At 59.7% G+C, this 26,603-nt stretch carries 24 protein-coding genes; 11 read left to right on the top strand and 13 right to left on the bottom strand.

Annotated elements, in window-relative coordinates; genetic code table 11:
* Window positions 1-108 precede the first annotated feature (108 nt).
* Both QLQ16_RS08225 and QLQ16_RS08220 read left to right on the top strand, forming a co-directional pair.
* Complete coding sequence (locus QLQ16_RS08225) at window positions 109-417, top strand: hypothetical protein (protein WP_283224209.1); 309 nt, start codon at window positions 109-111, stop codon at window positions 415-417.
* A 115-nt stretch (window positions 418-532) separates the two neighbouring features.
* Window positions 533-2,797 carry an Ig-like domain-containing protein gene (locus tag QLQ16_RS08220; RefSeq protein WP_283224208.1) on the top strand — a complete coding sequence of 755 codons (2,265 nt, stop codon included), beginning with the start codon at window positions 533-535 and terminating at the stop codon, window positions 2,795-2,797.
* Window positions 2,798-2,839: 42 nt separating this feature from the next.
* On the opposite strand, the gene ilvA is transcribed toward QLQ16_RS08220, so the two are convergent.
* Window positions 2,840-4,384, bottom strand: a complete 1,545-nt coding sequence (gene ilvA / locus QLQ16_RS08215; RefSeq protein ID WP_283224207.1) for a threonine ammonia-lyase, biosynthetic — start codon at window positions 4,382-4,384, stop codon at window positions 2,840-2,842.
* A 310-nt stretch (window positions 4,385-4,694) separates the two neighbouring features.
* Here ilvA and QLQ16_RS08210 point away from each other — a divergent pair, with 310 nt between their 5' ends.
* Window positions 4,695-5,144: an OsmC family protein gene (locus tag QLQ16_RS08210; protein ID WP_283224206.1), complete on the top strand. Its 450-nt coding sequence runs from the start codon at window positions 4,695-4,697 to the stop codon at window positions 5,142-5,144.
* Between the two features lie 27 nt (window positions 5,145-5,171).
* Here QLQ16_RS08210 and QLQ16_RS08205 read toward each other — a convergent pair whose 3' ends face one another.
* The 4 genes from QLQ16_RS08205 to QLQ16_RS08190 form a co-directional block, all read right to left on the bottom strand.
* Complete coding sequence (locus QLQ16_RS08205) at window positions 5,172-6,149, bottom strand: cupredoxin family protein (protein ID WP_283224205.1); 978 nt, start codon at window positions 6,147-6,149, stop codon at window positions 5,172-5,174.
* Between the two features lie 101 nt (window positions 6,150-6,250).
* On the bottom strand, window positions 6,251-7,897 hold the full coding sequence (groL, locus tag QLQ16_RS08200) for a chaperonin GroEL (RefSeq protein ID WP_283224204.1): 1,647 nt from the start codon (window positions 7,895-7,897) through the stop codon (window positions 6,251-6,253).
* A 43-nt stretch (window positions 7,898-7,940) separates the two neighbouring features.
* Window positions 7,941-8,228, bottom strand: coding sequence for a co-chaperone GroES (groES, locus tag QLQ16_RS08195; protein ID WP_191817946.1), 288 nt, complete (start codon window positions 8,226-8,228; stop codon window positions 7,941-7,943).
* Window positions 8,229-8,356: 128 nt separating this feature from the next.
* Window positions 8,357-9,010, bottom strand: a complete 654-nt coding sequence (locus tag QLQ16_RS08190; RefSeq protein ID WP_283224203.1) for a helix-turn-helix domain-containing protein — start codon at window positions 9,008-9,010, stop codon at window positions 8,357-8,359.
* Between the two features lie 188 nt (window positions 9,011-9,198).
* On the opposite strand from QLQ16_RS08190, the gene QLQ16_RS08185 reads away from it, so the two are divergent.
* Both QLQ16_RS08185 and QLQ16_RS08180 read left to right on the top strand, forming a co-directional pair.
* The gene (locus QLQ16_RS08185; protein WP_283224202.1) at window positions 9,199-10,029 is read left to right on the top strand and encodes a lysophospholipid acyltransferase family protein; all 831 of its coding nucleotides are present in this window, start codon (window positions 9,199-9,201) and stop codon (window positions 10,027-10,029) included.
* Window positions 10,026-10,889 (top strand): LpxL/LpxP family acyltransferase, encoded by an 864-nt coding sequence (locus QLQ16_RS08180; RefSeq protein WP_283224201.1) that lies wholly within the window; start codon window positions 10,026-10,028, stop codon window positions 10,887-10,889. The genes QLQ16_RS08185 and QLQ16_RS08180 overlap by 4 nt, the downstream gene beginning before the upstream one ends.
* On the opposite strand, the gene QLQ16_RS08175 is transcribed toward QLQ16_RS08180, so the two are convergent.
* Window positions 10,883-11,833 (bottom strand): alpha/beta fold hydrolase, encoded by a 951-nt coding sequence (locus QLQ16_RS08175; protein WP_283224200.1) that lies wholly within the window; start codon window positions 11,831-11,833, stop codon window positions 10,883-10,885. The genes QLQ16_RS08180 and QLQ16_RS08175 overlap by 7 nt on opposite strands.
* 42 nt (window positions 11,834-11,875) lie before the next feature.
* Window positions 11,876-12,625, bottom strand: a complete 750-nt coding sequence (yihA, locus tag QLQ16_RS08170; protein WP_431310398.1) for a ribosome biogenesis GTP-binding protein YihA/YsxC — start codon at window positions 12,623-12,625, stop codon at window positions 11,876-11,878.
* Between the two features lie 98 nt (window positions 12,626-12,723).
* Here yihA and QLQ16_RS08165 point away from each other — a divergent pair, with 98 nt between their 5' ends.
* From QLQ16_RS08165 to ccsB, 3 genes are all read left to right on the top strand, one after another.
* On the top strand, window positions 12,724-13,356 hold the full coding sequence (locus tag QLQ16_RS08165) for a c-type cytochrome (RefSeq protein WP_283224199.1): 633 nt from the start codon (window positions 12,724-12,726) through the stop codon (window positions 13,354-13,356).
* A gap of 165 nt (window positions 13,357-13,521) precedes the next feature.
* A complete protein-coding gene (locus tag QLQ16_RS08160; protein ID WP_283224198.1) occupies window positions 13,522-15,639 on the top strand; it encodes a cytochrome c biogenesis protein ResB in 2,118 nt (705 codons plus the stop codon).
* Entirely contained in the window at window positions 15,636-16,952 is a 1,317-nt protein-coding gene (gene ccsB / locus QLQ16_RS08155) for a c-type cytochrome biogenesis protein CcsB (protein WP_283224197.1), read from the top strand. Before QLQ16_RS08160 ends, ccsB begins: the two co-directional genes overlap by 4 nt.
* A gap of 73 nt (window positions 16,953-17,025) precedes the next feature.
* On the opposite strand, the gene QLQ16_RS08150 is transcribed toward ccsB, so the two are convergent.
* Together QLQ16_RS08150 and QLQ16_RS08145 are read right to left on the bottom strand one after the other, a co-directional pair.
* Window positions 17,026-17,409, bottom strand: a complete 384-nt coding sequence (locus QLQ16_RS08150; protein ID WP_283224196.1) for a response regulator transcription factor — start codon at window positions 17,407-17,409, stop codon at window positions 17,026-17,028.
* 26 nt (window positions 17,410-17,435) lie between these two features.
* Window positions 17,436-18,923, bottom strand: a complete 1,488-nt coding sequence (locus tag QLQ16_RS08145) for an ATP-binding protein (RefSeq protein ID WP_283224195.1) — start codon at window positions 18,921-18,923, stop codon at window positions 17,436-17,438.
* Window positions 18,924-19,013: 90 nt separating this feature from the next.
* On the opposite strand from QLQ16_RS08145, the gene msrP reads away from it, so the two are divergent.
* Together msrP and msrQ are read left to right on the top strand one after the other, a co-directional pair.
* Complete coding sequence (msrP, locus tag QLQ16_RS08140) at window positions 19,014-20,009, top strand: protein-methionine-sulfoxide reductase catalytic subunit MsrP (RefSeq protein WP_283224194.1); 996 nt, start codon at window positions 19,014-19,016, stop codon at window positions 20,007-20,009.
* A complete protein-coding gene (gene msrQ, locus QLQ16_RS08135) occupies window positions 20,006-20,626 on the top strand; it encodes a protein-methionine-sulfoxide reductase heme-binding subunit MsrQ (protein ID WP_431310397.1) in 621 nt (206 codons plus the stop codon). Before msrP ends, msrQ begins: the two co-directional genes overlap by 4 nt.
* 24 nt (window positions 20,627-20,650) lie before the next feature.
* Here the strand turns inward: msrQ and QLQ16_RS08130 are convergent, their stop codons facing one another.
* Window positions 20,651-21,616 carry a complex I NDUFA9 subunit family protein gene (locus tag QLQ16_RS08130; RefSeq protein ID WP_283224193.1) on the bottom strand — a complete coding sequence of 322 codons (966 nt, stop codon included), beginning with the start codon at window positions 21,614-21,616 and terminating at the stop codon, window positions 20,651-20,653.
* Window positions 21,613-22,824, bottom strand: a complete 1,212-nt coding sequence (locus QLQ16_RS08125; RefSeq protein ID WP_283224192.1) for a M20 aminoacylase family protein — start codon at window positions 22,822-22,824, stop codon at window positions 21,613-21,615. The genes QLQ16_RS08130 and QLQ16_RS08125 overlap by 4 nt, the downstream gene beginning before the upstream one ends.
* Window positions 22,825-22,944: 120 nt before the next feature.
* On the opposite strand from QLQ16_RS08125, the gene QLQ16_RS08120 reads away from it, so the two are divergent.
* Window positions 22,945-25,017, top strand: coding sequence for a molybdopterin-containing oxidoreductase family protein (locus tag QLQ16_RS08120; RefSeq protein WP_283224191.1), 2,073 nt, complete (start codon window positions 22,945-22,947; stop codon window positions 25,015-25,017).
* A gap of 49 nt (window positions 25,018-25,066) precedes the next feature.
* On the opposite strand, the gene lysA is transcribed toward QLQ16_RS08120, so the two are convergent.
* Together lysA and QLQ16_RS08110 are read right to left on the bottom strand one after the other, a co-directional pair.
* Complete coding sequence (gene lysA, locus QLQ16_RS08115) at window positions 25,067-26,356, bottom strand: diaminopimelate decarboxylase (RefSeq protein WP_283224190.1); 1,290 nt, start codon at window positions 26,354-26,356, stop codon at window positions 25,067-25,069.
* Window positions 26,353-26,538 carry a hypothetical protein gene (locus QLQ16_RS08110; protein WP_283224352.1) on the bottom strand — a complete coding sequence of 62 codons (186 nt, stop codon included), beginning with the start codon at window positions 26,536-26,538 and terminating at the stop codon, window positions 26,353-26,355. Before QLQ16_RS08110 ends, lysA begins: the two co-directional genes overlap by 4 nt.
* Window positions 26,539-26,603 lie beyond the last annotated feature (65 nt).

The raw sequence follows: 26,603 nt of genomic DNA, 5'->3' as shown, positions 1-26,603 counted from the left end.
AGATGGACCCCTTGGCTGACGGGCCTGATATGGTTCGCTGCTGCTTTGAGCGCAGGCTATTGGATCTGGAGTTTTCCGTCTGGGCCATCTTTGGCGAAGACTGCGCTGGTGGATGCACCGCAAGGAGCCTTGGGGGCGTCAGCGGACGCGCTGCCCCGCATTTTGGGCGCTACCCGGGTGAAAGAGGGCTTGCCCAGCGCGGACGACAAGTCCATTCAGTTGCTCGGGGTCATTGCCGCACCCAGCGGCGAGGGCAGCGCCCTGTTGGCCATCGATGGCCAAGCGCCCAAGCCGTTTCGCGTGGGGCAAGTGGTGATTGATGGCTGGACGCTCGAAGCGTTGACTAACCGCCAGGCCCGGCTTGCCTCACTTGGTTCACAGGTCACACTCAACCTTCCGCCCTTGAATAAACCATAAGCGCTGATTTTATCAATTTCGTTGTTCGAGGGTAACTACTGAGAATAAATGCTTCTCAAAAATATTTTTCAGTTTCAAAATGATTTTTTAGTAATTTTTCGCCTAAAGGGTCGTTATGTTGAAGAAAACGATGAAATTGGTCTTGCTGCCTGCGGCGGCGGTGTTGGTGGCTTGTGGGGGTGGGTCCTCGAATAATGGAGTTGGTACGTCTGCTCAGTCCGTTGTGATATCGGGAACGGCCGCAGTTGGGGCGCCCATTGAAGCTGGATCGATAACGGTTTATGACGCCACTGGCGCAGTCGTTGGATCCGGCAATACGGGTGAGGGTGGTGTTTTCAGTGTCACTTTGACGACCAAAGGTGTTGCCCCGTACACCTTAAAACTTGCTAAAGATGAAATTGTGCTCCATGCCATCCACACGGATGCATCAAGTGGTGTGTCAAATATCACACCTCTTTCTGATGCTGTGGCGGCTTTCGTCTCCCCGACCGGTGCAGCTGAAGGACTTGTTGCTGCTTTGCAAACCAATGCCGTTGCGCCGACCAAGGAACTTGTGCAAGAGAAACGGCAGATCATTTCAGCAGCGCTTTCTCCTGTAAGTAGCGCCGTAGGGGCTTCAGCTGATATTTTTACTTCGGCGTTCGTTGCGAATGGAAAGGGACAAGACAAACTGCTTGATTCGATTTCTGTTGTGTCCAATGCCGCGAATGGAACGGTCAAAACAGCTAACGTTCAATTTGTTGTCAAGGTGGCGACTGATCCGGAAAATCCTGCGAGTCAATTGCCTGTTGTGAACTTGACTTCCCGTTCTTCTCTTGCCGAGGCCAATGCAGAGCGTGTCAGGCTAGGGACGCTCAATGCGAATGAACTCACGCCAGACAATGCGTCGGTTCTTTACACGGGATTGATTGCCAATCTGAATGCATGCTACCGGGACTTGCCGTCTGTCAGAACCGATGGTGCCAGTGCGGTGTTGTCGGCGCCATGCAAAAAAGTGTTTCTCAACAATGATCCGACGCAATATTTGAATTTTGGTCAACGTTTGGGTGCCAGTGCCCAGTTTGCAGGCTTGTTCACGTACGCAGGTTCTGTTGAATTCAAGCCAGTGCCTAAGCCTTATTTGGTTCAGGATTTGATGGGTGTTCGTCGTGGCGATGGTGTGGGCCGCGCCATCGTGGCAATGTCATGGGTGAATGAGCAGGGCAATCGGGAAAACATCATGCTCTATACAACCAAGTACACATACAACGGTGAGGAAATTCTGGGGCTTTCCGGGGATCGGAATATTTATCCTTGGACGGTGGTCTCCCACAGTCAAAAGCGCGAGTTTCCCTTGCGCAGTGACCGGTCGCTCGATTATGTGCAAAGTCAGTATCTGATTTCAGTGCGTGATTTGATTCAAAGCGGCAAGTCCGTTGTGAACTATGCCAAAGTCACCACGCCCAAGCGCAAGAAAATCCTGATGGCATCGGCGCTTGGCGGGGCTTCTCGTGATCTTGCTATTTGCAAGGTTTCGGAAGTGAATTTTGGAAGCGACAACCAAGTATCGACCCCCAAAAATACAGAAACAACGACATATGGGGTGAACAGTCCGAAATACCATTGCTCGGGCACCAGCAAGTCTTTGACTTTTGCCCAGAAATTCATTTCCGATACTGAAACCAGATTGCCGTCTGACATCAAGGACGTGGGAATCATGCGACCTTTGGATGATTCGGGTCAGCCATTTACCCCGACTTCGGCAGAATTGGCTGAATATCCCAGCATGGGTATGTGGGAAATTGAATATGTATTCATGGACGGGACCACGAAAATACAGAAAACATGGTCTGTGGCGCGTCCGATGACGGTCGAAGAGTTGATGGGCTCCAATGGCCCTGAAGCGGTGATGCCAAGGTATACCGATGCTGCTTTGGCCGGGATCAAGGCTTTGAAGATGCAGTCCTCCAACTTGCTGACACCTTGTTTTTCGGGGGATGCGACATGTGATGCAGCGCAATCGCCGGTGCCGGTTCCTGCGACTGGGGGTTATAGCCTGTCATGGACGGACAGTATTGTGCCGATGACATCGCTTTGGATCAGTGGTCGTCGCAATGAAGAAAACGCTAACAAAACCTGGATCTCAGGCACGAATGCAACGGGCTGGGATGACCAATTGGGCGTGCGGTCTACTTTGCGTGCTGCCGAGATCAAATGCAGTCGGCAATCCCTTGCAGATGCGCATTGCGCTACTGGGGTAGCGGTCAATGCGTTGGGTGATTTTCATCCACGCACATGGATGACCTATTCCGAGCTTTGGGGCAAGGACGCAGAGCAACGCAACTTGATGCGCTCGTATAACTGGTACCAGCCGCGCAAACAGGACGGCACACCGTTTTGATCGGCGAAATGACTTGAAAAAACGGGCTTTATGCCCGTTTTTTTATGCCCGCAAAAACATCTTGTAGACCGGATTGTTCGTCTCTTCTGCGTAGGGATAGCCCAGCGTGTCCATGAATTTGGCAAAGGCTTTGTCGTCCTTGGGCGGCACCTGCAGGCCCACCAGGATGCGGCCATAGTCGGCGCCTTGGTTGCGGTAGTGGAACAAGCTGATGTTCCAGCCCGGACGCATCAGGCTCAAAAACTTGAGCAAAGCCCCTGGACGCTCGGGGAACACAAAGCGCAGCAAGCGCTCGTCTTGTGACAAGGCCGAGTGACCGCCCACCATGTGGCGGATGTGCTCTTTGGCCAACTCGTCGTGTGTCAGGTCGATGGCGGCAAATTTTTGTTTGTTGAAGTGGCCCGTGATCTTGGTGCTCTCACCTTTGCCGTGGGTGGACAAGCCCAAAAACACATGGGCCTTGTCGGTGTCGCTCATGCGGTAGTTGAACTCGGTCACATTGCGCGGGCCGCCGGGCAAGCTGCCAATCAGCTCCAAGAAGCGCTTGAAGCTGCCGCGCTCTTCGGGAATGGTCACGGCAAACAGGGCTTCTTTTTCTTCGCCCACATCGGCGCGTTCGGCCACAAAGCGCAGGCGGTCAAAGTTCATGTTGGCGCCGCACAAGATGGCGGCATAGGTCTCGCCCTTGGTCTTGTGCTGGGCCACATATTTTTTGATGGCGGCCACAGCCAAAGCGCCTGCAGGCTCGACGATCGATCGCGTGTCCACAAAAACGTCTTTGATGGCGGCGCACACTGCGTCGGTGTCCACCGTCATGTATTCATCGACCAAGGCGCGTGAAACGCGGAAGGTTTCTTCGCCCACCAGTTTCACCGCAGTGCCGTCGGAGAACAGGCCCACGTCGGGCAGTGTGACGCGTTTTTTGGCGTTGACCGACTGGATCATGGCGTCCGAGTCGTTCATCTGCACGCCGATCACTTTCACCTCGGGGCGCACCGCCTTGATGTAATTGGCCACGCCACTGATCAGGCCGCCGCCGCCAATGGCCACGAACACCGCATCCAGGGGGCCTTGGTGCTGGCGCAGCATTTCCATGGCGATCGTGCCTTGTCCTGCGATCACGTCCGGGTCGTCAAAAGGGTGAACGAATGTCAGGCCTTGTTTTTTCTCGAGCAGCACGGCGTGGTTGTAAGCATCGGAATAACTCTCGCCAAACAGCACCACGTCGCCGCCCAGGCCTTTGACCGCATCGATCTTCACTTGTGGTGTGGTGGTGGGCATCACGATCACGGCGCGTGTGCCCAGTTTGCTGGCGCTGAGCGCCACGCCTTGGGCGTGATTGCCTGCTGAAGCGCAGATGACGCCTTTTTGGAGCTGCGCGGGTGTCAGGTGCGCCATCTTGTTGTACGCGCCGCGCAGCTTGAAGCTGAACACCGGTTGCTGGTCTTCGCGTTTGAGCAGCACTTTGTTGTGCAGGCGGCGTGACAGGTTCTTGGCGGTTTCCAGGGCCGACTCGGTCGCCACGTCGTAGACCTTGGCGTTGAGTATTTTCTTGAGGTAGTCGGCGGGCTTGAGGTGTTTGGACATGGCGTGCAGTTGGCAGCATGGGGCTGCCGCATTCAGTGTGGACTGACCCTGATGATAACGGGGCAAAAAAAATGCCCCGAGCCTTGCGGTTCGGGGCAAATCCACCTTTTCGGAGGGTGGAGGAGACAAACGGTGCATGCAAAAAAGCACGCATGTGCGAAATTGTAGCGGCGTTTTGTTGCAATGCAGCAAGTTGCCTGTCTCAAATTGCAAAAATCATGTAAAGCCCGCCCTGAAATTCCGTTTACGATCGCTGCCAAACGCGAAGCTTGACCCGATCAAGTGAACACAGCAACACAAGGAACCGATCATGGAATGCACAGTCACTTGGACCGGCGCTGCCGGCACCCGCTCCGGCATGGGCTTTTTGGCCGAGACCGGCTCCGGCCACGTCATCGCGATGGATGGCGCGCCCGATGCGGTCAAGCCTGAAAACGGTGGGCAAAACCTGGCCCCACGCCCGATGGAAACTTTGCTGGCCGGCACAGGCGGTTGCACCGCTTATGACGTGGTGTTGATCTTGAAGCGCGGTCGCCACGATGTGCGCGGCTGCAGCGTCAAGCTCAGCAGTGAGCGTGCCGAAGTCGACCCCAAAGTTTTCACCAAAATCAACATGCACTTCACCGTCACCGGCAAGGGCGTGCCCGCCAGCGCGGTCGAGCGGGCGATTGCCATGAGCCACGACAAATACTGCTCGGCCAGCATCATGCTGGGCAAGACGGCCGAGATCACCACCAGCTTTGACATCGTCGATGCTTGAGGCTTGGGCCTAGTGGGCCCAGAGGTCTCAGTGCTTGTGCGTGCTGTGGTCGTGCGCTGCGGGCACTGGCGTCATCGAGGCTGCGCCTGCCTTGCGCACATTCAGCGTGCCGCGCATGCCCGCCTCGTAGTGGCCTGGAATCAGGCAAGCCATCTGCAGGGTTTGGGCTTGATCGAACTTCACCACCATCTCGCCCGTTTGGCCTGCCGCCACCGTGATGGCAGCGCCGCTGCCGTGGCTGTGGCTTTGATCATGTGCTTGGCCTTGCTGCATGGCTTGGGCGTGGGCTTGGATCTCGGCGTCTGAGCCCAGCACCATTTCGTGGGCGGTTTGGCCCGCATTGCGCACCACAAAGCGGATGGTCTCGCCTTCGCGCACGTCCACCTGTGAAGGCGTAAAGCGCATCTGGTCGTCCATCGTCAACCCGATGCTGCGCGTGATCAGCATGAACGAGGGGCCAGCTGTAGCCGCATGTCCGTCATGAGTGGGTTCCCCATGGCTGTGTTCTGCAGCCGGGGCCTCGCCATGCGCGTGGCCCGTCGCTGCCCACTCAGGGTGCTGCGCCAGCCATTGCCAAGCGCCATAACTGCCCACAGCCACCAAGGAGCCCACCAGGGCCACATACACCGTGGTACTGCGCCGCCAGGCCTCAGGCGTGCTCAACGCCAAAGCCAATACCGAGACCATAAACCCCAGTGGCACCACCCATGCGCTGCGGGCGGGTGAGTCTGGAAAGTGTTGCAGACCGCCGGTGAAAAAGCCCAAGCCTATCGACAGCAAGGCCCCGAGTACCAAGGTTTGAAACAAACCCGCTGCTTGGCTGTCTGTGGACGACGCGTTCAGGCGGTGTTCCATCCAGGCCCCGAGCACGAACAGCACCATGCCGATGGCGGCGGTCCACAGCGAGCGCTCACCGCTGAAAAAGCCGTGGTTCACGGCCCCTGAAATGAAGCTGATGCCCGAGTACTTGAGCAGCATCGCGCTGTGGTGTTGCTGAAAATTCATGAGCGATCCGTTCAGACAGAAAAAAACCCTGCAGGTTGGCACCTGCAGGGTTGATTGTGGCACTGGGATCAAGCCGAGGCTTGATCGGTGTCATGGGCGCATTACATGCCCATGCCGCCCATACCACCCATGCCGCCCATGTCAGGCATGCCACCGGCTGGGGCATCGTCCTTGGGGGCTTCGGAGACCATGCACTCGGTGGTCAGCATCAAGCTGGCCACAGAAGCGGCGTTCTGCAAAGCAGTGCGGGTCACTTTTGTAGGATCCAGAATACCCATTTCGATCATGTCGCCGTAGGTGTCGTTGGCAGCGTTGAAGCCGTAGTTGCCTTTGCCACCCAAGACGGCGTTCACCACCACCGATGGCTCGCCGCCGGCGTTGTAAACGATCTCGCGCAGAGGCGCTTCGATGGCCTTGAGCACCAGCTTGATGCCAGCGTCTTGGTCAGCGTTGTCGCCTTTGATGACACCAGCGGTTTGGCGTGCACGCAGCAAAGCCACGCCGCCGCCAGCCACGATGCCTTCTTCCACTGCAGCGCGGGTGGCGTGCAGGGCGTCTTCCACGCGGGCTTTCTTTTCTTTCATTTCGACTTCGGTGGCAGCGCCGACCTTGATCACGGCCACACCGCCAGCCAACTTGGCCACGCGCTCTTGCAGCTTCTCGCGGTCGTAGTCGGAGGTGGCTTCTTCGATCTGCACGCGGATTTGCTTGACGCGGGCTTCGATATCACCAGCAGCGCCTGCGCCGTCGATGATGATGGTGTTTTCCTTGCCTACTTCGATGCGCTTGGCTTGGCCCAGATCGGCCAAAGTCACTTTTTCGAGGGTCAGGCCCACTTCTTCAGCGATCACTTTGCCGCCGGTCAGGATGGCGATGTCTTCCAGCATGGCTTTGCGACGGTCACCAAAGCCTGGAGCCTTCACAGCCACCACCTTCAAGATGCCACGGATGGTGTTGACCACCAAAGTCGCCAAGGCTTCGCCGTCGACTTCTTCAGCCACGATCAGCAAAGGACGGCCAGCTTTGGCCACGGCTTCCAGCGTCGGCAGCAGATCGCGGATGTTGCTGATCTTCTTGTCGAACAACAACACGAAGGGGTTGTCCAGCAAAGCGGCTTGCTTTTCGGGGTTGTTGATGAAGTAAGGAGACAGGTAGCCGCGGTCGAACTGCATGCCTTCAACGACGTCGAGTTCGTTTTGCAGGCTCTTGCCGTCTTCCACGGTGATCACGCCTTCTTTGCCCACTTTGTCCATGGCGTTGGCGATGATTTCGCCGATGCTGGTGTCTGAGTTGGCAGAAATCGAGCCGACTTGGGCGATTTCTTTGCTGGTGGTGGTGGCCTTGGTGGCTTTCTTGAGCTCTTCGATCAGGGCTGCAACAGCCTTGTCGATGCCGCGCTTCAAGTCCATGGGGTTCATGCCGGCGGCCACGTACTTCATGCCTTCGCGCACGATGGCTTGGGCCAACACCGTGGCAGTCGTTGTGCCGTCACCCGCGTTGTCAGAAGTCTTGGAAGCGACTTCCTTGACCATCTGGGCGCCCATGTTTTGCAACTTGTCTTTGAGTTCGATTTCCTTGGCCACGGACACACCGTCCTTGGTCACGGTGGGGGCGCCGAAAGAACGCTCCAGAACCACGTTACGACCCTTAGGGCCGAGGGTCACTTTGACCGCGTTGGCCAAAATGTTCACGCCTTCAACCATGCGTGCGCGGGCTTCGCCGCCGAAAATGACGTCTTTTGCTGCCATGTGAGTAGCTCCTGAATGTATTTAAAAAATGGAAAAGGGTGACTTATTCGACAACGGCGAACAGGTCTTCTTCTTTCATGACCAACAGCTCGTCGCCATTGACCTTGACGGTCTGGCCACTGTATTTGCCGAACAAGACGCGGTCGCCGACTTTCACGCTCAGGGCTTTGGTCTCGCCTTTGTCGTTGGTCTTGCCAGGGCCGACGGCCAAGACTTCACCTTGGTCGGGCTTTTCAGCAGCGGAATCGGGGATCACGATGCCCGAAGCTGTTTTGGTTTCGCTTTCGATACGCTTGACGATCACGCGATCGCCCAAAGGACGCAGTTTCATGGAATCTCCTGGATTTGAAACAAGGGTTTAAAACGAAAGCACCCACAGGGTGCCGTTGAACGCTGTGGAGGGGTGTTGTTAGCACTCAACTCCATCGAGTGCTAATCATAAGGCCTTTTGCGCGGTTTTCAAGAGGCCACAGTGAGCGATGGCTTGTGATGTGCATGGGCACTTTGCAAGTGAGCCGAATCGCCCAAGGGCAAAACGGGGCGTGTGGCGATCGACAGCGGGTGCCGGTCGGTGCTGCCCATGAGGTAGCCGAACACCAAATCGGTGCTGATATCGCCAGGCACGGTCAACAGATGGGCGGCGGCATGCAAGGCGCTCGACGCGGGCAGGTGGTCGCTGTTGTAGACGACGATGCGGGCGTCCCGTGCACTGGTGTCTTGCAGGTGCAGCGGTGCCTCGTGCACCCAGGCGATGCGGGCATCGATGAACAAAGCCCCGATGTCCCGGCGCATGCCCATCAGGTCCAGGGGTTGCGTGATGACCCGCACATCGCCCCACTGGCTCAGTTGCGCCAATGCACGGGTCATTTGGTCACTGGCATGCAAGATGCAAATCAAGGGCTTTCCATGCGAGGCTTGGGGGCAGGCAAAGCCTTGCGCTTGGCAGAACTGGTCGAGTGAGCTGGCCAAAATCCGGCGATGCCCGCCTTGCGTCACAAAGGCTTTGAAGACCCCCGTTTCGACCATGCGCTGCACGGTCCCAACGGACAGCCCCAACACCTTGGCGACCTCGCTGGTGCTGAAGTAAGCGGGTGAGAGTTTGTCGTTTTTCATGGGGTGTCCTCTGCTGGGTGGATGGAAATGCCGTGTTGGATGCATTTGCCTGTTTAGATGTTATGCAGTGCGCGCCTGTTTGTGGGGGTGCCGAACCGGTAGCGCTGTGTTGAAAACCGGTAGGCCTTTCTGGCTGCCTGTCCCAGTTGCCCCAAGACGTGGCCCAGTTCAAGGCAAAATCACCCCCTATGTTGAGATGGTTCCGTTTCTTTTCGGTCTGGCCTTTGTGGGCCCTGCATGCCATGGGCTGGCTGGGTGGCTGGCTGGCTTGGGCTTTGTCGCCCACTTACCGCCGCCGTTTTCTGGACAACATCCAGCAGGCTGGCTTGGGTTGGCGCACCGTGCTGGGTGCCGTGGGGCAGGCTGGGTGCATGTCGGCCGAGTTGCCTCGCTTGTGGCTGGGCCGCCCTGCGCCGGTGCAATGGGCTGAGGACCAAGCGGCCGCCCAGGCCTATGCCGCTGGCAAGGGGGTCTTGTTTTTGACCCCTCACATGGGCTGCTTTGAAATCACGGCGCAGGCCTTGGCTTCGCGTTTTGGTGGTGACCATGGCCCTTTGACCGTTTTGTACCGACCCTCGCGCCACGCGGGCTTGGGCGCGGTGATGGATGTGGCCCGCAACCGCCCAGGGCTGGAGGCGGTGCCCACCACCTTGGCGGGCGTGCGCCAGTTGATCAAGGCTTTGCGTTCGGGTCATGCTGTGGGTTTGTTGCCCGACCAAGTGCCGCCGGATGGCATGGGCCAATGGGCCCCGTTTTTCGGCAAGCCGGCCTACACCATGACCTTGGCGGCCCGTTTGGCAGCACAAACCGGTGCCCAAGTGGTGCTGATCTGGGGCGAGCGTTTGAGCTGGGGCCGAGGTTTTCGTTTGCACACCCAGACGCTGGGCCATGACTTGTCGGCCGATCTGGACGTGGCCGTGGTGCAAATCAACCAGGCGATGGAGCAGTTGATCTTGACGTGCCCGCAGCAGTACCTGTGGGGCTATGCCCGCTACAAATCGCCTCGGCAAGATTCATGATTTCATTTTTCATTGCCTGCATGCGCGGGATGGCCGGCTGGCCGCTGTCATGGGTGCGTGCGGTGGGCGCGGGCTTGGGGTGGTTGCTGTGGTGCTTTGCGCGCTCTCGCCGCCACATCGTGCTGACCAATTTGCGGCTGTGCATGCCCGAGCTGACCGAGGCCGAGCGCTTGGCCCTCGCCCGTGAACACTTCCGACTGGTGGGGCAGACTTTGATCGATCGCGCCTGGTTGTGGCATGCCCCTGAAGCGGTGGTGCGTTCGCGTTTGCGATGGTGCGGCGCGCCCGAGGTGCTGTCCGCCCAAACGCCCATGGTCTTGTTTGCGCCGCATTTTGTCGGGCTCGATGCCGGTGGCACTGCCGTGGCCATGAATGCGCAGCAGCCCGTGGCCTTCATTTATGTGACCCAGACCAACCCCGAGCTCGAAGCCTGGGTGCGCCAAGGGCGTGAGCGTTGGGGCCATGTCAAACCTTATTTCCGCCACGAGGGCATCCGAAAAATCATCGTCGGCCTCAAGCGGGGCGAGCGTTTGCACCTCTCGCCCGACATGGACCTGGGGCGCGAAGACTCGATCTTTGTGCCTTTCATGGGCGTGACCGCGGCCACCGTGCCCTCGCTCTCGCGCATGGCCAAATTGGTGGGCGCTCAAGTGGTGCCGGTGGTCACGCGGCTGACCGCGCAAGGCTACGACATCGAAGTGGGCCCGCCTTGGTCCGACTTCCCAAGCGACGACGCCAAGGCCGACACCGAGCGGATGAACGAACGCTTGGCCGAGATCATCCGCTTGGAGCCGGCCCAATACTATTGGGTCCACAAGCGCTTCAAGACCCGGCCCGAGGGCGAGCCGAGCGTTTACTGACCGGGGTGCTTCAAGAAGCGGCTGATCTCTGAGATCACCCGCGCGGGCTGCTCATGCACCACCCAATGCGTGGCGTTGTCAATCGGCACCAAAGTCAGGTCCGGCACATGCTGGTCCAGCCCCTCGGTCAAGCACGGCCGCAAGGCGATGTCGTCTTGCGCCCACAGCACCAAGGTGGGCACATCAATGCGCAAAATTTCGGCCGGCAGCACCATGTCCGAGATCAAATCTTCGGTGGCTGTGACGGGCCGCAGCGGTGAGGCGCGGTAGTAATTCAAGCCCCCGTCAAGACCCTGTGACCAGACAAACTTGTAGCGTTCCTCGACCTCGGGTGTGAGCCAAGGCGCGGCTTTGGCGGCCAAGCTGTGCGCACCACTGAGCTGGTCGTCGTCGCCCCGCAAAAAACCCAACAACTGTGCAAAGCCATTGGCCGAGAGCTGAGCCGCGGCGTGGGGCTGCACCAAGAAGCTCATGTACGCGCTGGCCGCTTGTTGCGCCGGGTCGCTTTGCATGGCCTTGAGGAAGGGCGCAGGGTGGGGCGAATTGATGATCACGAGCTGACGCATGCGATCTGGGTGCTGGTTGGCCACGTTCCAGGCCACCGCACCACCCCAGTCGTGGGCGACCAGCGCGGCCAGCGGCTGCCCGTCACATTCGGCATCGATCAAGGCCACGATGTCTTGCACCAGAAATTTGGCCCGGTAGTCTTTCACTTCGGCCGGGGCGCTGGACCGCTCATAGCCACGTAAATTGGGCGCCACGCAGCGGTAGCCGCCGTTTTCGGGGCGGGCAAAATGCACCAGCAGTTCGTCCCACACGAAGGCCGCTTCCGGGAAGCCGTGCAAAAACATCAGCACGGGTCGGCCCTTGTCGCCGCAGGCGCGGCAGCTGAGGGTGATGCCGTGGGGCAGCGCTTGCTGCCAAGTCTGGATGTTCGGGCTCAATGGCTTGCTCCATGTGCATGAAGCCGCCGTGGGTGACTCAGCTCACTCGTCCAGCGCTTCGGGTTCGTCTTCGGGGGGCTCTGCCGGGGCGGGGGCTGCAGCACTTTCGACCGGATGGGTCCAGTCCCACAGCAGTTTGGCCACCTCGTCCACCCCTTGTTTTTTCAGGGCCGAGAACAGTTTGACTTCACCCCCGCCGGCTTGCAGTCGCGCGATCGACAGGGCCTTGGCCTGCTCGGCGCGGGTGAGCTTGTCGGCCTTGGTCAGGATGATCAGGAATTTCAGGCCCTGCTCCACCCGGGGGCGAATCACTTCCAGCAAGATGTCGTCCAGATCGGTCAGGCCATGGCGTGGGTCGCACATCATGACGATGCCCGTCAGGTTCTCGCGGCTGACCAGGTAGTTGGCCATGACTTGCTGCCAGCGCAGTTTGTCCATCTTGGCCACAGCGGCGTACCCGTAGCCGGGCAAGTCGGCCAGCACGGCGTCGGTGATGCCCTGCTTGCCCAGGGCAAACAGGTTGATGTGCTGGGTGCGCCCCGGTTTTTTGGAGGCAAAAGCCAGCTGTTTTTGCTGGGTCAGCGTGTTGATGCAGGTGGATTTGCCGGCATTGGAGCGGCCCACAAAGGCGATCTCGGGGGTGTCCAGCGCGGGCAAATGGTGCAGTTGCGCGGCGGTGGTCAAAAAACGTGCGGTGTGCATCCAGCCCATGGGGGTCACGGCGGCCGGGGTGGCAGGCGTGGGTGTGGTGCTTGGGGGCTTGGGCTTGGAAACGCGGGGGCTGGAGCTCATAAGTAGGGGGAACCTTGTGTCGTCAGGAAACTGACGCAGACCTCATTGTAGAATCCTTGGGTTTTGCGCTCACATTTCCAACTATTGGACGACGCCCCATGAAGTCAATTGTTTCTATCCTGATGTCCGCCACCGTGTCTGCTTTGGTGGCCGGTTCTGCTTTGGCCAACCCCGCTGCTGCACCTGCTTCTGCCAAGCCCGATCTGGCCAAAGGTGAAGCCGCTTACGCGATGTGCGCCTCCTGCCACGCCGCCGATGGCAACTCGACCACACCGGTCAACCCCAAGCTGTCTCAGCAGCACCCCGAATACCTGATCAAGCAATTGCACGAATTCAAATCTGGCAAGCGCGCCAATGCCGTGATGAGCGGCATGGCCGCTGGCTTGAGCGATGACGACATGCGCAACATCGCTTACTGGCTCGCTTCCAAACAAGCCAAGCCCGGCTTTGCCAAAGACAAAGACACCGTGGCCTTGGGTGAGCGCATCTACCGTGGCGGCATCCCAGACCGTCAGATCGCTGCTTGCGCCAGCTGCCACTCGCCCAACGGTGCCGGCATGCCTGCCCAATACCCCCGCGTGTCGGGTCAGCATGCGGACTACACCGCTGCCCAGTTGGTTCAGTTCCGTGACGGCGTTCGCAAGAACAGTGTCCAGATGACCCAAGTGGCCGCCAAGATGAACGACCGCGAAATCAAGGCCGTTGCCGACTACATGGCAGGTCTGCGTTGATGGCATGGCCTCAGGGTCGCCCCTGAGGTGATGGGGGCTTTGGCCCTTCAGCGCGAGGCTCGGTCACAATCGGGCACCCGGCTGTGAACTTGAACTGACAAGGCCGGTTTTCCGGCCTTTGTCGTTTCTGGCCCTCGTCTTATTTTGTTTATTTCTGGCGCCTCCATGACGACCGTTTCTTCCCGTCCCGAATCCGAACGCGGCTCCCCTCGCAGGCAAGCTGTGATGGAGTTGTTGTCGTCGATGCGCTTCGCCATCTCGCTGCTGACCATCATTTGCATCGCCTCGGTGATTGGCACGGTGCTCAAGCAAAACGAGCCCGCTGGCAATTACGTCAACCAGTTCGGCCCCTTTTGGGCCGAGGTGTTTGCCGCGCTCAAGCTGCATTCGGTCTACAGCGCCTGGTGGTTCTTGTTGATCCTCGCTTTTTTGGTCACCAGCACCAGCCTGTGCATTGCCCGCAACACCCCCAAAATCCTGACGGACCTGAAATCCTTCAAAGAAAACATCCGAGAGCAAAGCCTCAAGGCGTTTCACCACAAAGCAGAAGGTGTTTTGAACGAAACGCCTGAAGCGGCGGCCCACCGACTGGGCCAATTGCTGGCCACCGGTGGCTGGAAGGTCAAGCTGCAGTCCCGCGACACGCCTCAGGGCCCAGGCTGGATGATCGCGGCCAAAACCGGCGCGGCCAACAAGCTCGGTTACATCGCGGCGCACTCGGCCATTGTGTTGGTGTGTGTGGGCGGTTTGCTCGATGGCGACTTGATGGTGCGCGCCCAAATGTGGTTTGGCGGCAAAGCCATCTACAACGGCGGAGGCTTGATCGCCGATGTGCCCGAGCAGCACCGCCTGTCCGAACGCAACCCGGCCTTCCGAGGCAATTTGATGGTGGCCGAAAACACGGCCTCTCGCACCGCCATCTTGAGCCAGTCGGATGGCATCTTGTTGCAGGAGTTGCCCTTTTCGGTGGAGCTGAAGAAGTTCATCGTCGAGTACTACTCCACCGGCATGCCCAAGCTGTTTGCCAGCGACATCGTCATCCATGACCATGCCAGCGGCGCCAAGCAAGAGGCCCGCGTCGAAGTCAACCACCCGGCCAGCTACAAAGGCATTGAGATTTACCAGTCCAGCTTTGACGATGGCGGCTCCACCGTCAAACTTCAGGCCGTGCCCATGTCGGCCGCCACCGTGCCTTTTGAGGTCGAAGGCGTCATTGGCAGCAGCACCGAACTGAGCAACGGCAAAGACAAGATGCGTCTGGAGTTCACCGGCCTGCGCGTGATCAACGTGGAGAACATGGCCGGCAGCACCGGGCAGGCCGTGGATGTGCGCAAGGTGGACTTGCGCAGTGCCATCGACCAGCGCATGGGCGCAGGCCACAAAACCAGCGAAACCAAAGAGCTGCGCAATGTGGGGCCGAGCGTGAGTTACAAGCTGCGCGATGCCGCTGGCCAAGCGCGTGAATACAACAACTACATGGTGCCTGTGGACGCGGGCGACGGCGTGCCGGTGTTTTTGCTGGGCATGCGCGAGAACCCAGGCGAGCCATACCGTTACTTGCGCCCGCCTGCTGACGAAAACGGGGAGCTGACCGGATTCATCCGCTTGCGTGCCGCTTTGGAAGATGCCGCCCTGCGTGAGCGCGCTGTGCAGCGTTACGCCCTCAAGGCGGTGGACCCCAAGCGGCCGGACCTGAGCCGTCAGCTGGCCGATTCGGCGGCGCGGGCTTTGGGCTTGTTTGCGGGCCTGGAAAAGGTCAAGGGGCAGCAAGTTTCGGGCTTGCAGGCCTTGTCGGACTTTTTGGAAAGCAACGTTCCGGAGGCTGAGCGAGCCCGCGCTGGCGAGATGTTTGTCCGCATCTTGAACGGCGCTTTGCTCGAACTCGACAAGGTGGCGCGTGAACAGGCCAAGGCCCAACCTTTGCCTGAAGACAAGATACAGGGCTTCATGTCCCAGTCGGTGCTGGCGCTCAGCGATGCACCTTTTTACCCTGCACCCATGACCTTCTTGCTCAAGGACTTCCAGCAGGTGCAGGCCAGTGTGTTTCAGGTGGCCAGAGCCCCCGGCAAAAACGTGGTTTATCTGGGCTGCTTTTTCCTGATCTTGGGCGTTTTTGCGATGCTCTATGTGCGCGAGCGGCGCCTGTGGGTCTGGCTGTCTGCCAAGGGTGGGGGTGCACACGCCCAAATGGCCTTGTCGGCCAACCGCCAGACACTGGACCTTGACCGAGAATTTGACCAATTGGCGACCCGATTGCTGGGTCGCTCTGAGAGCACTTCATGACCTCTACTGTGACTTTGAACCCTGGGTATTTTGCCAAGCGAAGCTTGGCCGATTGGGGCTTTGCCCTGTTGGCCGTGCTGGGCATGGTGTGGGCCTTTGCGCGCTACAGCCAGGCGATGGACGTGTACGAACAAGGTATTTTGGTGGCCAGCGTGCCCGCTGCGGTGGCCTTGGCCTGGTTTTGGCGATCGACCCGCACATTGATGCTGGTGGTCGCCGCCTTGTCCTTGCTGGCCATCTATTCCTACCAAGGCGATCTGGCGCGGGCCGAGCAGGTGTTTTGGCTCAAGTATTTCCTGTCCAGCCAGTCGGCCATTTTGTGGATGAGCATGGTGTTTTTCATCAGCACCATTTTTTATGCGGCAGGCCTGCTCTTGCCAGGCCAGGGCGACCAGATGGAGTCGTTGGGTTCGCGCATGGCTTGGGTGGGTGTGGCGCTGGCGCTGATCGGTACCATGGTGCGTTGGTACGAAAGCTATCTGATTGGACCCGACGTGGGCCACATCCCGGTGAGCAACTTGTACGAAGTGTTCGTCATGTTCTGCTGGATGACGACGGGCTTTTACCTGTACTACGAAGACCACTACAAAACCCGCGCCATGGGCGCCTTCGTGATGTTGGTGGTCAGTGCGGCCGTGGGCTTTTTGCTTTGGTACACCTTGGTGCGTGAGGCGCACGCCATACAGCCCTTGGTGCCGGCCCTCAAAAGCTGGTGGATGAAGCTGCATGTGCCTGCCAACTTCATTGGCTACGGCACCTTTGCATTGGCCGCAATGGTGGCGTTTGCCTACCTGATCAAGCAGCAGGCCAATGAAACCCGTTGGCACAAGCTGACCCCGATCTGGCTGCTGGGCGTGGCCATGTGCTTTGTGCCTATCGCTTTCAGGGTGCGTGCGGTGGCCGAGTCCGGCAGCAGCTACTGGCTGGTCTATGCCGCTGTGTCGGTCCTGATCACGGCGGGCATTTTGGCCGCGCGTGGACGCATTGCCGAGCGTTTGCCCTCACCCGAGGTGCTCGACGACGTGATGTACAAATCCATTGCGGTCGGCTTCGCCTTCTTCACGATCGCCACCGTGTTGGGGGCTTTGTGGGCGGCCGAGGCCTGGGGCGGCTACTGGAGCTGGGACCCCAAGGAAACCTGGGCCTTGATCGTGTGGCTCAATTACGCCGCCTGGCTGCACATGCGCCTCATGAAGGGCTTGCGCGGCACCGTGGCCGCTTGGTGGGCGCTGGCGGGTTTGGCGGTGACCACCTTTGCATTCTTGGGGGTGAACATGTTCCTGAGCGGCTTGCACAGTTACGGCACGCTTTGAAGGTGTTTTTCGCCCATCAAAAAACCCCGCTGTGCGGGGTTTTTTGATGGCAGTAAGCTGCTTCTTGGTGGCCTCAATGGGCCTGGCGCAGTTGTTGGATGCCTTTGTCGATGGCTTGCAACAGTTGCTGCGTGCTGAAGGGTTTCCACAAAAAATCCACCGGCACAGATGAATTGGCCGCTGCGATTTCATGGGGTTGGGATTCGCCGCTCATGAAAATCACCGCGTGTTTCTGGTCTTGGGCCAGCAGCTGGCGGTAAAGCTCCAGCCCCGACATGCCTGGCATCCTGACATCCAGAATCAACAGGCTCGGTTCAGAGCTTGCCTCGCTCTTCAGGAAAGCGTTTGCGCTCTCATGGGTTCTGACTTGGTAACCCTGAGCTTTGAGCACCAAACCCAGCATGCGACGAATGTCTGGGTTGTCGTCGATCACATCAATGAGCACAGGGTTGCTCATGGGTTAAATTGATAAAAACAACATATTCAAATTCTATGTGAATTTTCTATGGGCTCAGCGCGCAACCAAATTTGGATCAGGCCGCCGGGGCCTTGTGTTGACGGGCGGTTGCCAATCCGTGTGTGCCCACCCCACATTCGAACCATGCTTTGCATGAGCAACAAGCCCAGCCCCAAGCCATGGGGTTTCGAGGATGGAATGGGTTTGTCCAGTTGTGAGAGCATTTCAAGGGAGAAACCCGGTCCGTTGTCCATGATTTTCAACAGCACGCCGGGCGCCTGATCCTCCATTTGTTCATGAATCTCAATGTCAATGGTGGGATCTTTGCGATCAAGACCTTGGAATGCATCCAGTGCATTGCCCACCGAGTTGAACAAAATGCGTTGCAGCATGACGGCGTTGGCCATCACCTGCGGTTGGGCAGGCAGCTGGGCACAGTAGTTCAGGGCGATGCCGCGCTGTTTTGCTTCGCCTTTCAAGATCGGCAAAATGGCCGTCAAGCACTCGTCAGGCCCGATCGCACTGACCTGTTCTTGTCCTTTGCCCATCAATTGACGCAGGTGGCTGACCATTTCTCCAGCTTTGCTGGACAGATGTTGCAACTCGTGGATGTTTTCCAACAAACGATCGGCCGTTTGATCGGGGGTCGCTTGACTTTGCAAATCATGCAAACCAAATTCCAAGGCTTGCAGCGGTTGGCTGATGTCGTGCACCAGCATGGCCGAGAACGAGGACAGGCTGCTGATGGCTGAAACCCTGGCATTGACCATCAACAAGTGCTCTCTTTCTTGGAGCAAGGCCTGAGATTCTTGGGTCAACATTTCGGCCGCCAGTTTTTGGGCCTGCATGCGCTGGTTTTTTTGCCCCATCTTGTCCAGCACATAACCCCAATAGCCAAACGAGATCAAGATCATGGTGATCACCGTGGTCAAAAACAGGTAATTACTGTTCCAGGTGTAGGAAATCACTTGAAATTGGGAGGGTGATGCCCCCATGGCCATTTTGGACAGGCGCAGGACATGGCCAGAAACCATGAGCGCCAGGGCGAGCGTGATCAGCCACATGCTTTGGCTGCGGTCGCGTTGAATCAATTGTCGAGTGATGTTCATGGCTGTGAGCCCAAATGCCAGGAACATGGCTGAAATGCTCATCAGACCGGCGGTTTGATAAAGCCCGTTGAAAGCGATGAAACTGAAGTAGATGCCGCCGACCAGCAAGGCCAACCAAAGCACTTGGGGACTTCTTTCGGTCTTTTTCAGGTCGCGCAGCAGGGCTTCCAACATCAACAAGAGGGCTGCGATGAACAGCAGGGCCTGGAGAATGAACTTGGCGTGGCTGTAAGCCGCCGTGTTGAACGCCGCCATGATGACGCCCGCACAGTACAAACTGATGCCCGTCAGCCAAAACCGGGTAGGGGTGTCGCGATAGCCTGTCAGCATGATCCACGCGGCCAAAGGCAAGGCGATGTGAAGAATCAATACGAGCAGGATCAATAATTCGTGCGCTGGGTGCATGTGTTCACCGTGGGATGGGCATCTGAATGCAAGGACTGAAGCGAACCGTCACAATGCGATGAACCTGAATCTTGTCTAGGAAACGCATTCATGATCATTCGCTCACATGAAGATGGCTTTGTCCATCCGCTGGCCAGTGAAATCACCAACCAGCAAGCCTACCTTTCACGCAGAAGCATCATACGCGGGCTGGCCCTTCACGCTGCGGCCGCAGGTCTGGCCAGTTGGTCTGCGCGAGAGGCGATGGCGCAAACCTTGCGCCCGGGCGTTTTGCCTGCGCTGAACGCGGTACCCTCCACGATCGCAGGTGCTCTGGTGATGGACAAAACCACGCCCTACAAAGACGCCACAACGTATAACAATTTCTACGAATTCGGCACCGACAAGTCCGACCCGGCGCGGCGAGCGCACACCTTGAAGACCGATCCTTGGCGCGTGGATATCGAGGGGCTGGTCAAAAAACCCGGCCGCTACCACCTGGAGGACCTCATGAAGTGGGGCGCCATGGAAGAGCGCATTTACCGTCTGCGCTGCGTCGAAGGCTGGTCCATGGTGATCCCTTGGGTGGGTTATTCGCTGGCCGAGTTGATTCGCCGTGTGGAGCCGATGCCCGGCGCCAAATTTGTCGAGTTCTACACCCAGGCCGACGAAAAGACCATGCCCGGCGTGCGCTCGGGCGTTCTCGACTGGCCCTATGTGGAGGGGCTTCGCCTGGACGAAGCCATGCACCCCTTGAGCCTGTTGGCCTTTGGCATGTACGGCGAAGTCATGCCCAAACAAAACGGTGCGCCCTTGCGCTTGGTGGTGCCCTGGAAATATGGCTTCAAAAGTGCCAAGAGCCTGGTCAAGATCCGCTTTGTGGACAAGCAGCCCACATCGTCTTGGACCAAGGCCGCGCAACAGGAATACGGCTTTTATTCCAACGTCAATCCGCTGGTGGACCACCCCCGCTGGAGCCAGGCCACCGAGCGCCGCATTGGTGAAGACGGCCTGCTGGCCAAAAAGCGCAAAACCTTGATGTTCAACGGCTACGAAGCCCAGGTGGGGCAGCTGTATGCCGGCATGGACCTGAAGAAGGACTTTTGAGATTGACCAGGGGGCGAAAGGTCTTGCTCACGCGCGGTGCGTGGTGGACGGTGTTGTGCATTGGCTTGTGGCCTTTGGCGCACTTGCTGTGGCTGATGGCCAACGATGGCTTGGGGGCCAATCCGGCCGAGTTTCTGATCCGCGCGACGGGCGACTGGACACTGCGGGGCCTGTGTCTGGGCTTGGCCATCACGCCGCTGCGCGTGCAATGGGGCTGGCCCGAGTTGGCGCGGTTTCGCCGCATGGTGGGCTTGCTCACTTACCTGTATGCCTGCCTGCACCTGAGCTGTTACTTGGTGTTTGACATGGGGCTGGACTGGCCTGAGATCGTCAAGGACGTGTTCAAGCGACCGTTCATCTGGGTGGGTGTGGGCGCTTGGCTCTTGCTGAGTGCAATGGCGGCAACGTCTTTCAACCGCGCCGTGCGTTGGCTGGGTGGCGTGCGCTGGCGTGCTTTGCACCGCGTGGTGTATGCGGTGGCTGCCATGGCGGTGCTGCACTTTTGGTGGATGCGCGCCGCCAAAAGCAACTTCAACGAGGTGATCGTCTACGCCTTGATTTTGGGCAGTTTGCTGGCTTGGCGAGGGCATCGCCGTTGGCGCACCTCTGCGCGTTGATCGGTGCGCAGGTAGGTGCGTTGATCAGCGCCGGTCGCTGCGGGCTCGCCAGCCATCCAGGCGGCTGCGAGGGCCTTTGTGGCCCAAATAAGTGGGGGCCACACCTGCGGCACTGCTGGCCGTGATGCCCAGCGCTTGCAAGCCGGGCAAACTGCCTGAGGCCGTGTTGGGCACTTGCATCGAAGCGAGGTTGTCGCGGCTCATCAAAGGCTCGCCAGGCAACTGCTCCATCAGCAGGGCTTGCAGGTAACCCACCCAATGGGGCAAAGGCAGCACAGGTCGGCCAAGGCCGCCGCGCACGCCAGCCCATTGGCCTGATTTGTGGACCAACTCGCCCAGCGTCATCACATCGGGGCCGGCCAGTTCGTAGGTCTGCCCTGTGGTGTGCTCATCTTGCAAGCACCGCAGCACCGCACGGGCCACATCGCCCACCCACACGGGCTGGAACGGGGTGTTGGCACCCGCCAGCGGCATGAAGGGCGCGATCGCTTGCAAATCGGCAAAGAGGTTGAGAAAGCGGTCTTCAGCGCCAAAGATCACGCTCGGGCGCAAGACGGTCAGGTCCAGGCCCGTCTGTTGCAAGGCTTGTTCACCCCGCGCTTTGCTGCGTTGGTACATCGAGGGCCCCTGGGCATCGGCCCCCAGGGCACTGATGTGGACCAAGCGCCGGATGCCGGCTTCTTGCATGGCCTGGGCGATGCGCTTGGGCAAATCCACATGCACCTGTTCAAAACGCTTGTCGCCGCCATGCAAAACCGCCACCAAATTGACCACCGCATCGTGGCCGGGCATCAGTCGGGCCAGATCGGCATCGCTGTGCACCGAGGCCTCGACCACCGTGAGACCGGGCAAGTTCTGGATGGCTGCGGCCTTCACGGCGCGGCGTGTGGGCACGGTCACGCGCCAGCCCAAACGGGCCAATTGCTCACACACTTGCCGGCCCACAAAGCCCGTGCCGCCCAAAACCAGAATGCGGCGTGCCACGGTCATGCCTTTTGCGTGGGCGCGGCCAGCCACTGCGTGGCCAACTCGACCCAGTAGGTGCCGCCCAAGGGGATCAGCTCGTCGTTGAAGTCGTAGCTGGGGTTGTGCAAGGTGCAAGGGCCGCCGCCGTGCCCCATCTCGCGGTGCGCGCCATCTCCGTTCGAGATGAACACATACGCCCCGGGTTTGGCCTGCAGCATGTAGGAGAAATCTTCCGCCCCCATGGTGGGTTCTTGCACCAGCACGTTGGCCTCACCCACGATGCCGGTCATGACCTGGCGTGCAAACTGGGCTTCGGTTTCGCTGTTGATGGTGGGCGGGTAGTTGCGTTCGAATTCGAATTCGCACTGCGCATCAAAGGCGGTGCAAATCGACTCGGCCACCTGCTTCATGCGCGACTCGATCAGGTCGAGCACCTCCAAGCTGAAGGTGCGCACAGTGCCTTGCAGCTCGCACGAATCGGGCACCACGTTGGTGGCTTGGCCTGCATGGATCATGGTCACCGAGATCACGCCAGCGTCCACCGGCTTTTTGTTGCGGGTGATGATGGTCTGAAACCCTTGCACCATTTGGCAGGCGATCGGCACAGGGTCGATGCCGTTGTGCGGCAAGGCCGCATGGCTGCCTTTGCCGCGGATGGTGATTTTGAATTCGTTGCTGGAGGCCATGACCGGGCCTGCGCTGACCGCAAAGGTGCCGACCTCGGCGCCGGGCCAGTTGTGCATGCCAAAAACGGCTTGCATCGGGAACTGGTCAAACAGGCCGTCCTTCATCATCTCGCGGGCGCCCCCGCCGCCTTCTTCGGCAGGCTGGAAGATCAGGTAAACGGTGCCGTCAAAATCACGGTGTTTGGAAAAATGTTTGGCCGCAGCCAGCAGCATGGCGGTGTGGCCGTCATGGCCACAGGCGTGCATCTTGCCGTGGTGTTGGCTGGCATGGGCAAAAGTGTTGAACTCCTGCATGGGCAGCGCGTCCATGTCGGCACGCAGCCCGATACCGCGTCCGCAGGCACCGCCGTCGCGGCCGTGCACGATGCCCACCACGCCGGTGGTGCCCATGCCCCGGTGCACAGGGATGCCCCAATCGATCAGTTTCTGCGCCACCACGTCGGCCGTGCGCACTTCTTCAAAGCACAGCTCAGGGTGGGCGTGGATGTCTTTGCGAATGGCCGCGATGCTGGCCGCGTCGTGGAGGATGGCGTCGATGATTTTCATCACCACAGTCTAGCGGGACTTCATGGCACTTGCCATCACCCCTGTGCACTTGGGGGACTTGGAATTTCTTCGGCCAGAGTGGGTCACAATCTTGACCCAAGAGCTTGTAGGGGAGACCTCATGAATGCAGCGATGGCGGTGGACACGCAGGTGGTGCGCGGCGCATGTCCGCACGACTGCCCAGACACCTGTGCCTTGTTGACCACGGTTGAAAACGGCCGTGCCATCAAAGTGCAGGGCAATGCCGCACACGCCGCGACCGATGGCGTTTTGTGCACCAAGGTCTCGCGCTATGCCGAGCGCAGCTACCACCCGGAGCGCTTGCTGCAACCACTGCGCCGTGTGGGCCCCAAAGGCTCGGGTCAGTTTGAGCCGGTGGGTTGGGATGAGGCGCTGGCTGAAATTGCCACCCGGCTTCAAGCCATTGCAGCCCGCGATCCTCAGGCCATCTTGCCCTACAGCTATGCAGGCACCATGGGCTTGGTGCAGGGCGAATCGATCGCTGCTCGGTTTTTTCACCAATTGGGTGCCTCCTTGCTGGACCGCACCATTTGCGCATCCGCCGGTGCCGAGGGGCTGACGCAGACGTTGGGCAACAAAGTGGGCATGCCGGTGCGCATGTTCGCCCAGTCCAAACTGATCGTGATCTGGGGCAGCAATTCGGTGGGCAGCAACTTGCATTTCTGGCGCATCGCCCAAGAGGCCAAGCGCCTGGGGGCCAAGCTGGTGTGCATCGACCCGCGCAAAAGCGAGACAGCCGACAAATGCCACGAACACATCGCCCTGCGTCCGGGCACCGATGCGGCCTTGGCCTTGGCCTTGATGCACGAATTGATCGTGAACCAATGGCTCGACCAGGACTACATCGACCGCTACACCCTGGGCTGGGACGGCTTGCGAGCACGGGCCCTGCAGTGGCCCGTGGAGCGGGCGGCAGAGGTGTGCGGCGTGCCGGCCCAGCAGATCCGCCAGCTCGCGCGTGATTGGGGCACCACTGCAGCTGCCGCGATCCGTTTGAACTACGGCATGCAAAGGGTGCGCGGCGGCGGCAATGCCGTGCGGGCCGTGGCCTGCCTGCCTGCGCTCACGGGCGCATGGCGCCACCCTGGCGGCGGCTTGCTCATGAGCAGTTCAGGGCATTTCCCGGTGCGGCGTGCCGCTTTGCAACGGCCTGACTTGCTGGGCGATCGGCGCCCACGCACCCTCAACATGTCCACCATCGGGGACGATTTGCTGCGACCTTCATCGCCCGACTTCGGCCCCCAAATCGAAGCCCTGATCGTCTACAACAGCAACCCGGTGGCGGTGGCCCCCGAGTCGGGCAAGGTGGTGCAGGGCTTTGGCCGTGAAGACCTGTTCACCGTGGTACTGGAGCATTTTCAGACCGACACGGCCGATCATGCCGACTTCATCTTGCCCGCCACCACGCAGCTGGAGCACTGGGACATCCACACCAGCTATGGCCACACCGATGTCTTGCTCAATCGCTCGGCCATTGCGCCGGTGGGGCAGGCGAGGACCAACACCGACATATTTCGGGCTTTGGCGCAGCGCATGGGTTTTGAAGATCCGTGTTTTGCCGAAAGCGACGAGAGCCTTTGCCGCAGCGCCATCGGCGATGCGCAGGATTTCGAGGAGCTGCTCAAGCACGGCTTTGCCTCTTTGCCGGTACCGGATGCGCCCTTTGCACAAGGTGCTTTCCCGACGCCCTCGGGGCGCTGTGAATTTTTCAGCCAGCGCTTGGTGGACCAAGGCCTGGACGGCTGGCCCGACCATGTGCCCAATTACGAACAGCCGCAAGCTGGGGGCCGCTACCCGCTGGCCATGATTTCGCCACCCGCCCGGAATTTCTTGAATTCGACTTTTGTCAACGTCAAAAGCCTGCGCGACATCGAAACCGAACCGGTGCTCGAGATGCACCCCCACGATGCGGCCGAGCGCGGCATTGCCGATGGCGCGGTGGTGCGTGTCTTCAATGACCGCGGCAGCTACCACTGCAAGGCGCGGGTGAGCCAGCGGGCGCGCCCAGGGGTGGTCAATGGCTTGGGCATCTGGTGGCGCAAGCTGGGCCTGAACGGCACGAATGTGAATGAGCTGACCAGTCAGAAATTGACCGACCTGGGGCGTGCCCCAGTGTTTTACGACTGCTTGGTGCAGGTCGCTTTGCTGGATGGATCGGTCCAGTCGGCATGAAAAAAGGGGCTGAAAATTCAGCCCCTTTTGTTTGGCAATGCACGGCCGTTCAGTCGACCAGCTGCTCCAGTGCAAAGGTGTCGAACGCCGATTCCCGCTGGCGAATCAGGTGGACTTGGGTGCCGTCCACCAGCACTTCGGCGGCGCGGCCACGGGTGTTGTAGTTGCTGGCCATGCTCATGCAGTAAGCGCCCGCAGACAGCACGGCCAGCGTGTCGCCTGCTTGCACTTGCAACTGGCGGTCACGGCCAATCCAGTCGCCGCTCTCGCACACGGGGCCCACGATGTCGTACACCGTGCCTTCGCCCGTTTGGGCTGTCACGGGCACGATCTGGTGAAAGGCTTGGTACATGGCCGGGCGGGGCAAGTCGTTCATGGCCGCATCGACGATGCAGAAATTCTTTTGCTCACCGGGCTTGAGGTACAGCACCTCGGTCAGGCACACACCTGCATTGCCCACCAGCGAGCGGCCGGGCTCGATCATGAGCTGGCGCTGGCCGTAGCCGCGTGCGTCCAGCTTGGCCAGCAGCTGCGCCCACAAGGCGTCGGCTTCGGGCGGCGTGTCGCCGTTGTAGTTGATGCCCAGACCGCCGCCAAAGTCGATGTGGTGGATGGGGATGCCCGCCGCTTCGATGTCGGCCACCAGGTCCAGCACACGGTCCATCGCGTCTAAATAAGGCGTCATCTCGGTGATCTGCGAGCCAATGTGGCAATCAATGCCCACGACCTTCAGGCCGGGCAGACTGGCCGCATGGCGGTAGGCGCGCAGGGCCTCTTCGTGCGCGATACCGAATTTGTTGCCTTTCAAGCCGGTTGAAATGTAGGGGTGGGTCTTGGGATCCACATTGGGGTTCACGCGCAGGCTGACGGGGGCTTTGAGGCCCAAGGAAGCCGCCACATCGCTCAGCACATCGAGTTCGGCTTCGCTTTCCACGTTGAAGCAGCCGATGCCCACTTTGAGGGCCTGTTGCATCTCGGCGCGGGTCTTGCCCACGCCCGAAAAAATCACCTTGGCTGGGTCACCGCCTGCGGCCAAGACGCGGGCCAACTCGCCCGCCGACACGATGTCAAAACCGCAACCGGCATTGGCAAACACCTGCAGCACGGCCAAGCTGGAGTTGGCCTTCATGGCGTAGCAAATTTGCGCCTGGCGACCGGCAAAGCCGCGCTGGTAGGCGGCCAGGGCCGACAGCATGGCGGCTTTCGAGTACACAAACAGCGGGGTGCCATGCGCGCGGGCCAGATCGGACAGGCGCACGCCTTCGACCATGAGATCGCTGCCTTGGTAGGCGATGTGGGGTTGGCCAGGCAAGGCGATGGCGTTGAAAGTTGCGGTCATGGCTTGAGGTAAGAGGAAGAGGGGGTGGTGTCGTTGTCGGATTCAGTCCGGGGCGGCAGGTCGGCAGGCAGGGTGACATCGGCCGCAGGGGCATTGCGTTGGGCGCGTGCAGGCGCCACATGCCAAGGGTTCAAGCTCTGCGGCAAAGTGGCACGACCTTGCGAGGCCGGCGTGTTGGGCATTTTCAGGGGGGCTTTTTGGCCACAGGCGCACAATGCAACCGCGCCGCCGACAAGGGCAAGCGTCC

Origin of the sequence: Limnohabitans lacus, from assembly GCF_030053395.1 — a bacterium.
Classification (GTDB): Bacteria; Pseudomonadota; Gammaproteobacteria; order Burkholderiales; family Burkholderiaceae_C; genus Limnohabitans_A; species Limnohabitans_A lacus.
The sequence above is the reverse complement of the archived record's forward strand: the minus strand, read 5'-3'. Positions and strand labels throughout refer to the sequence as shown.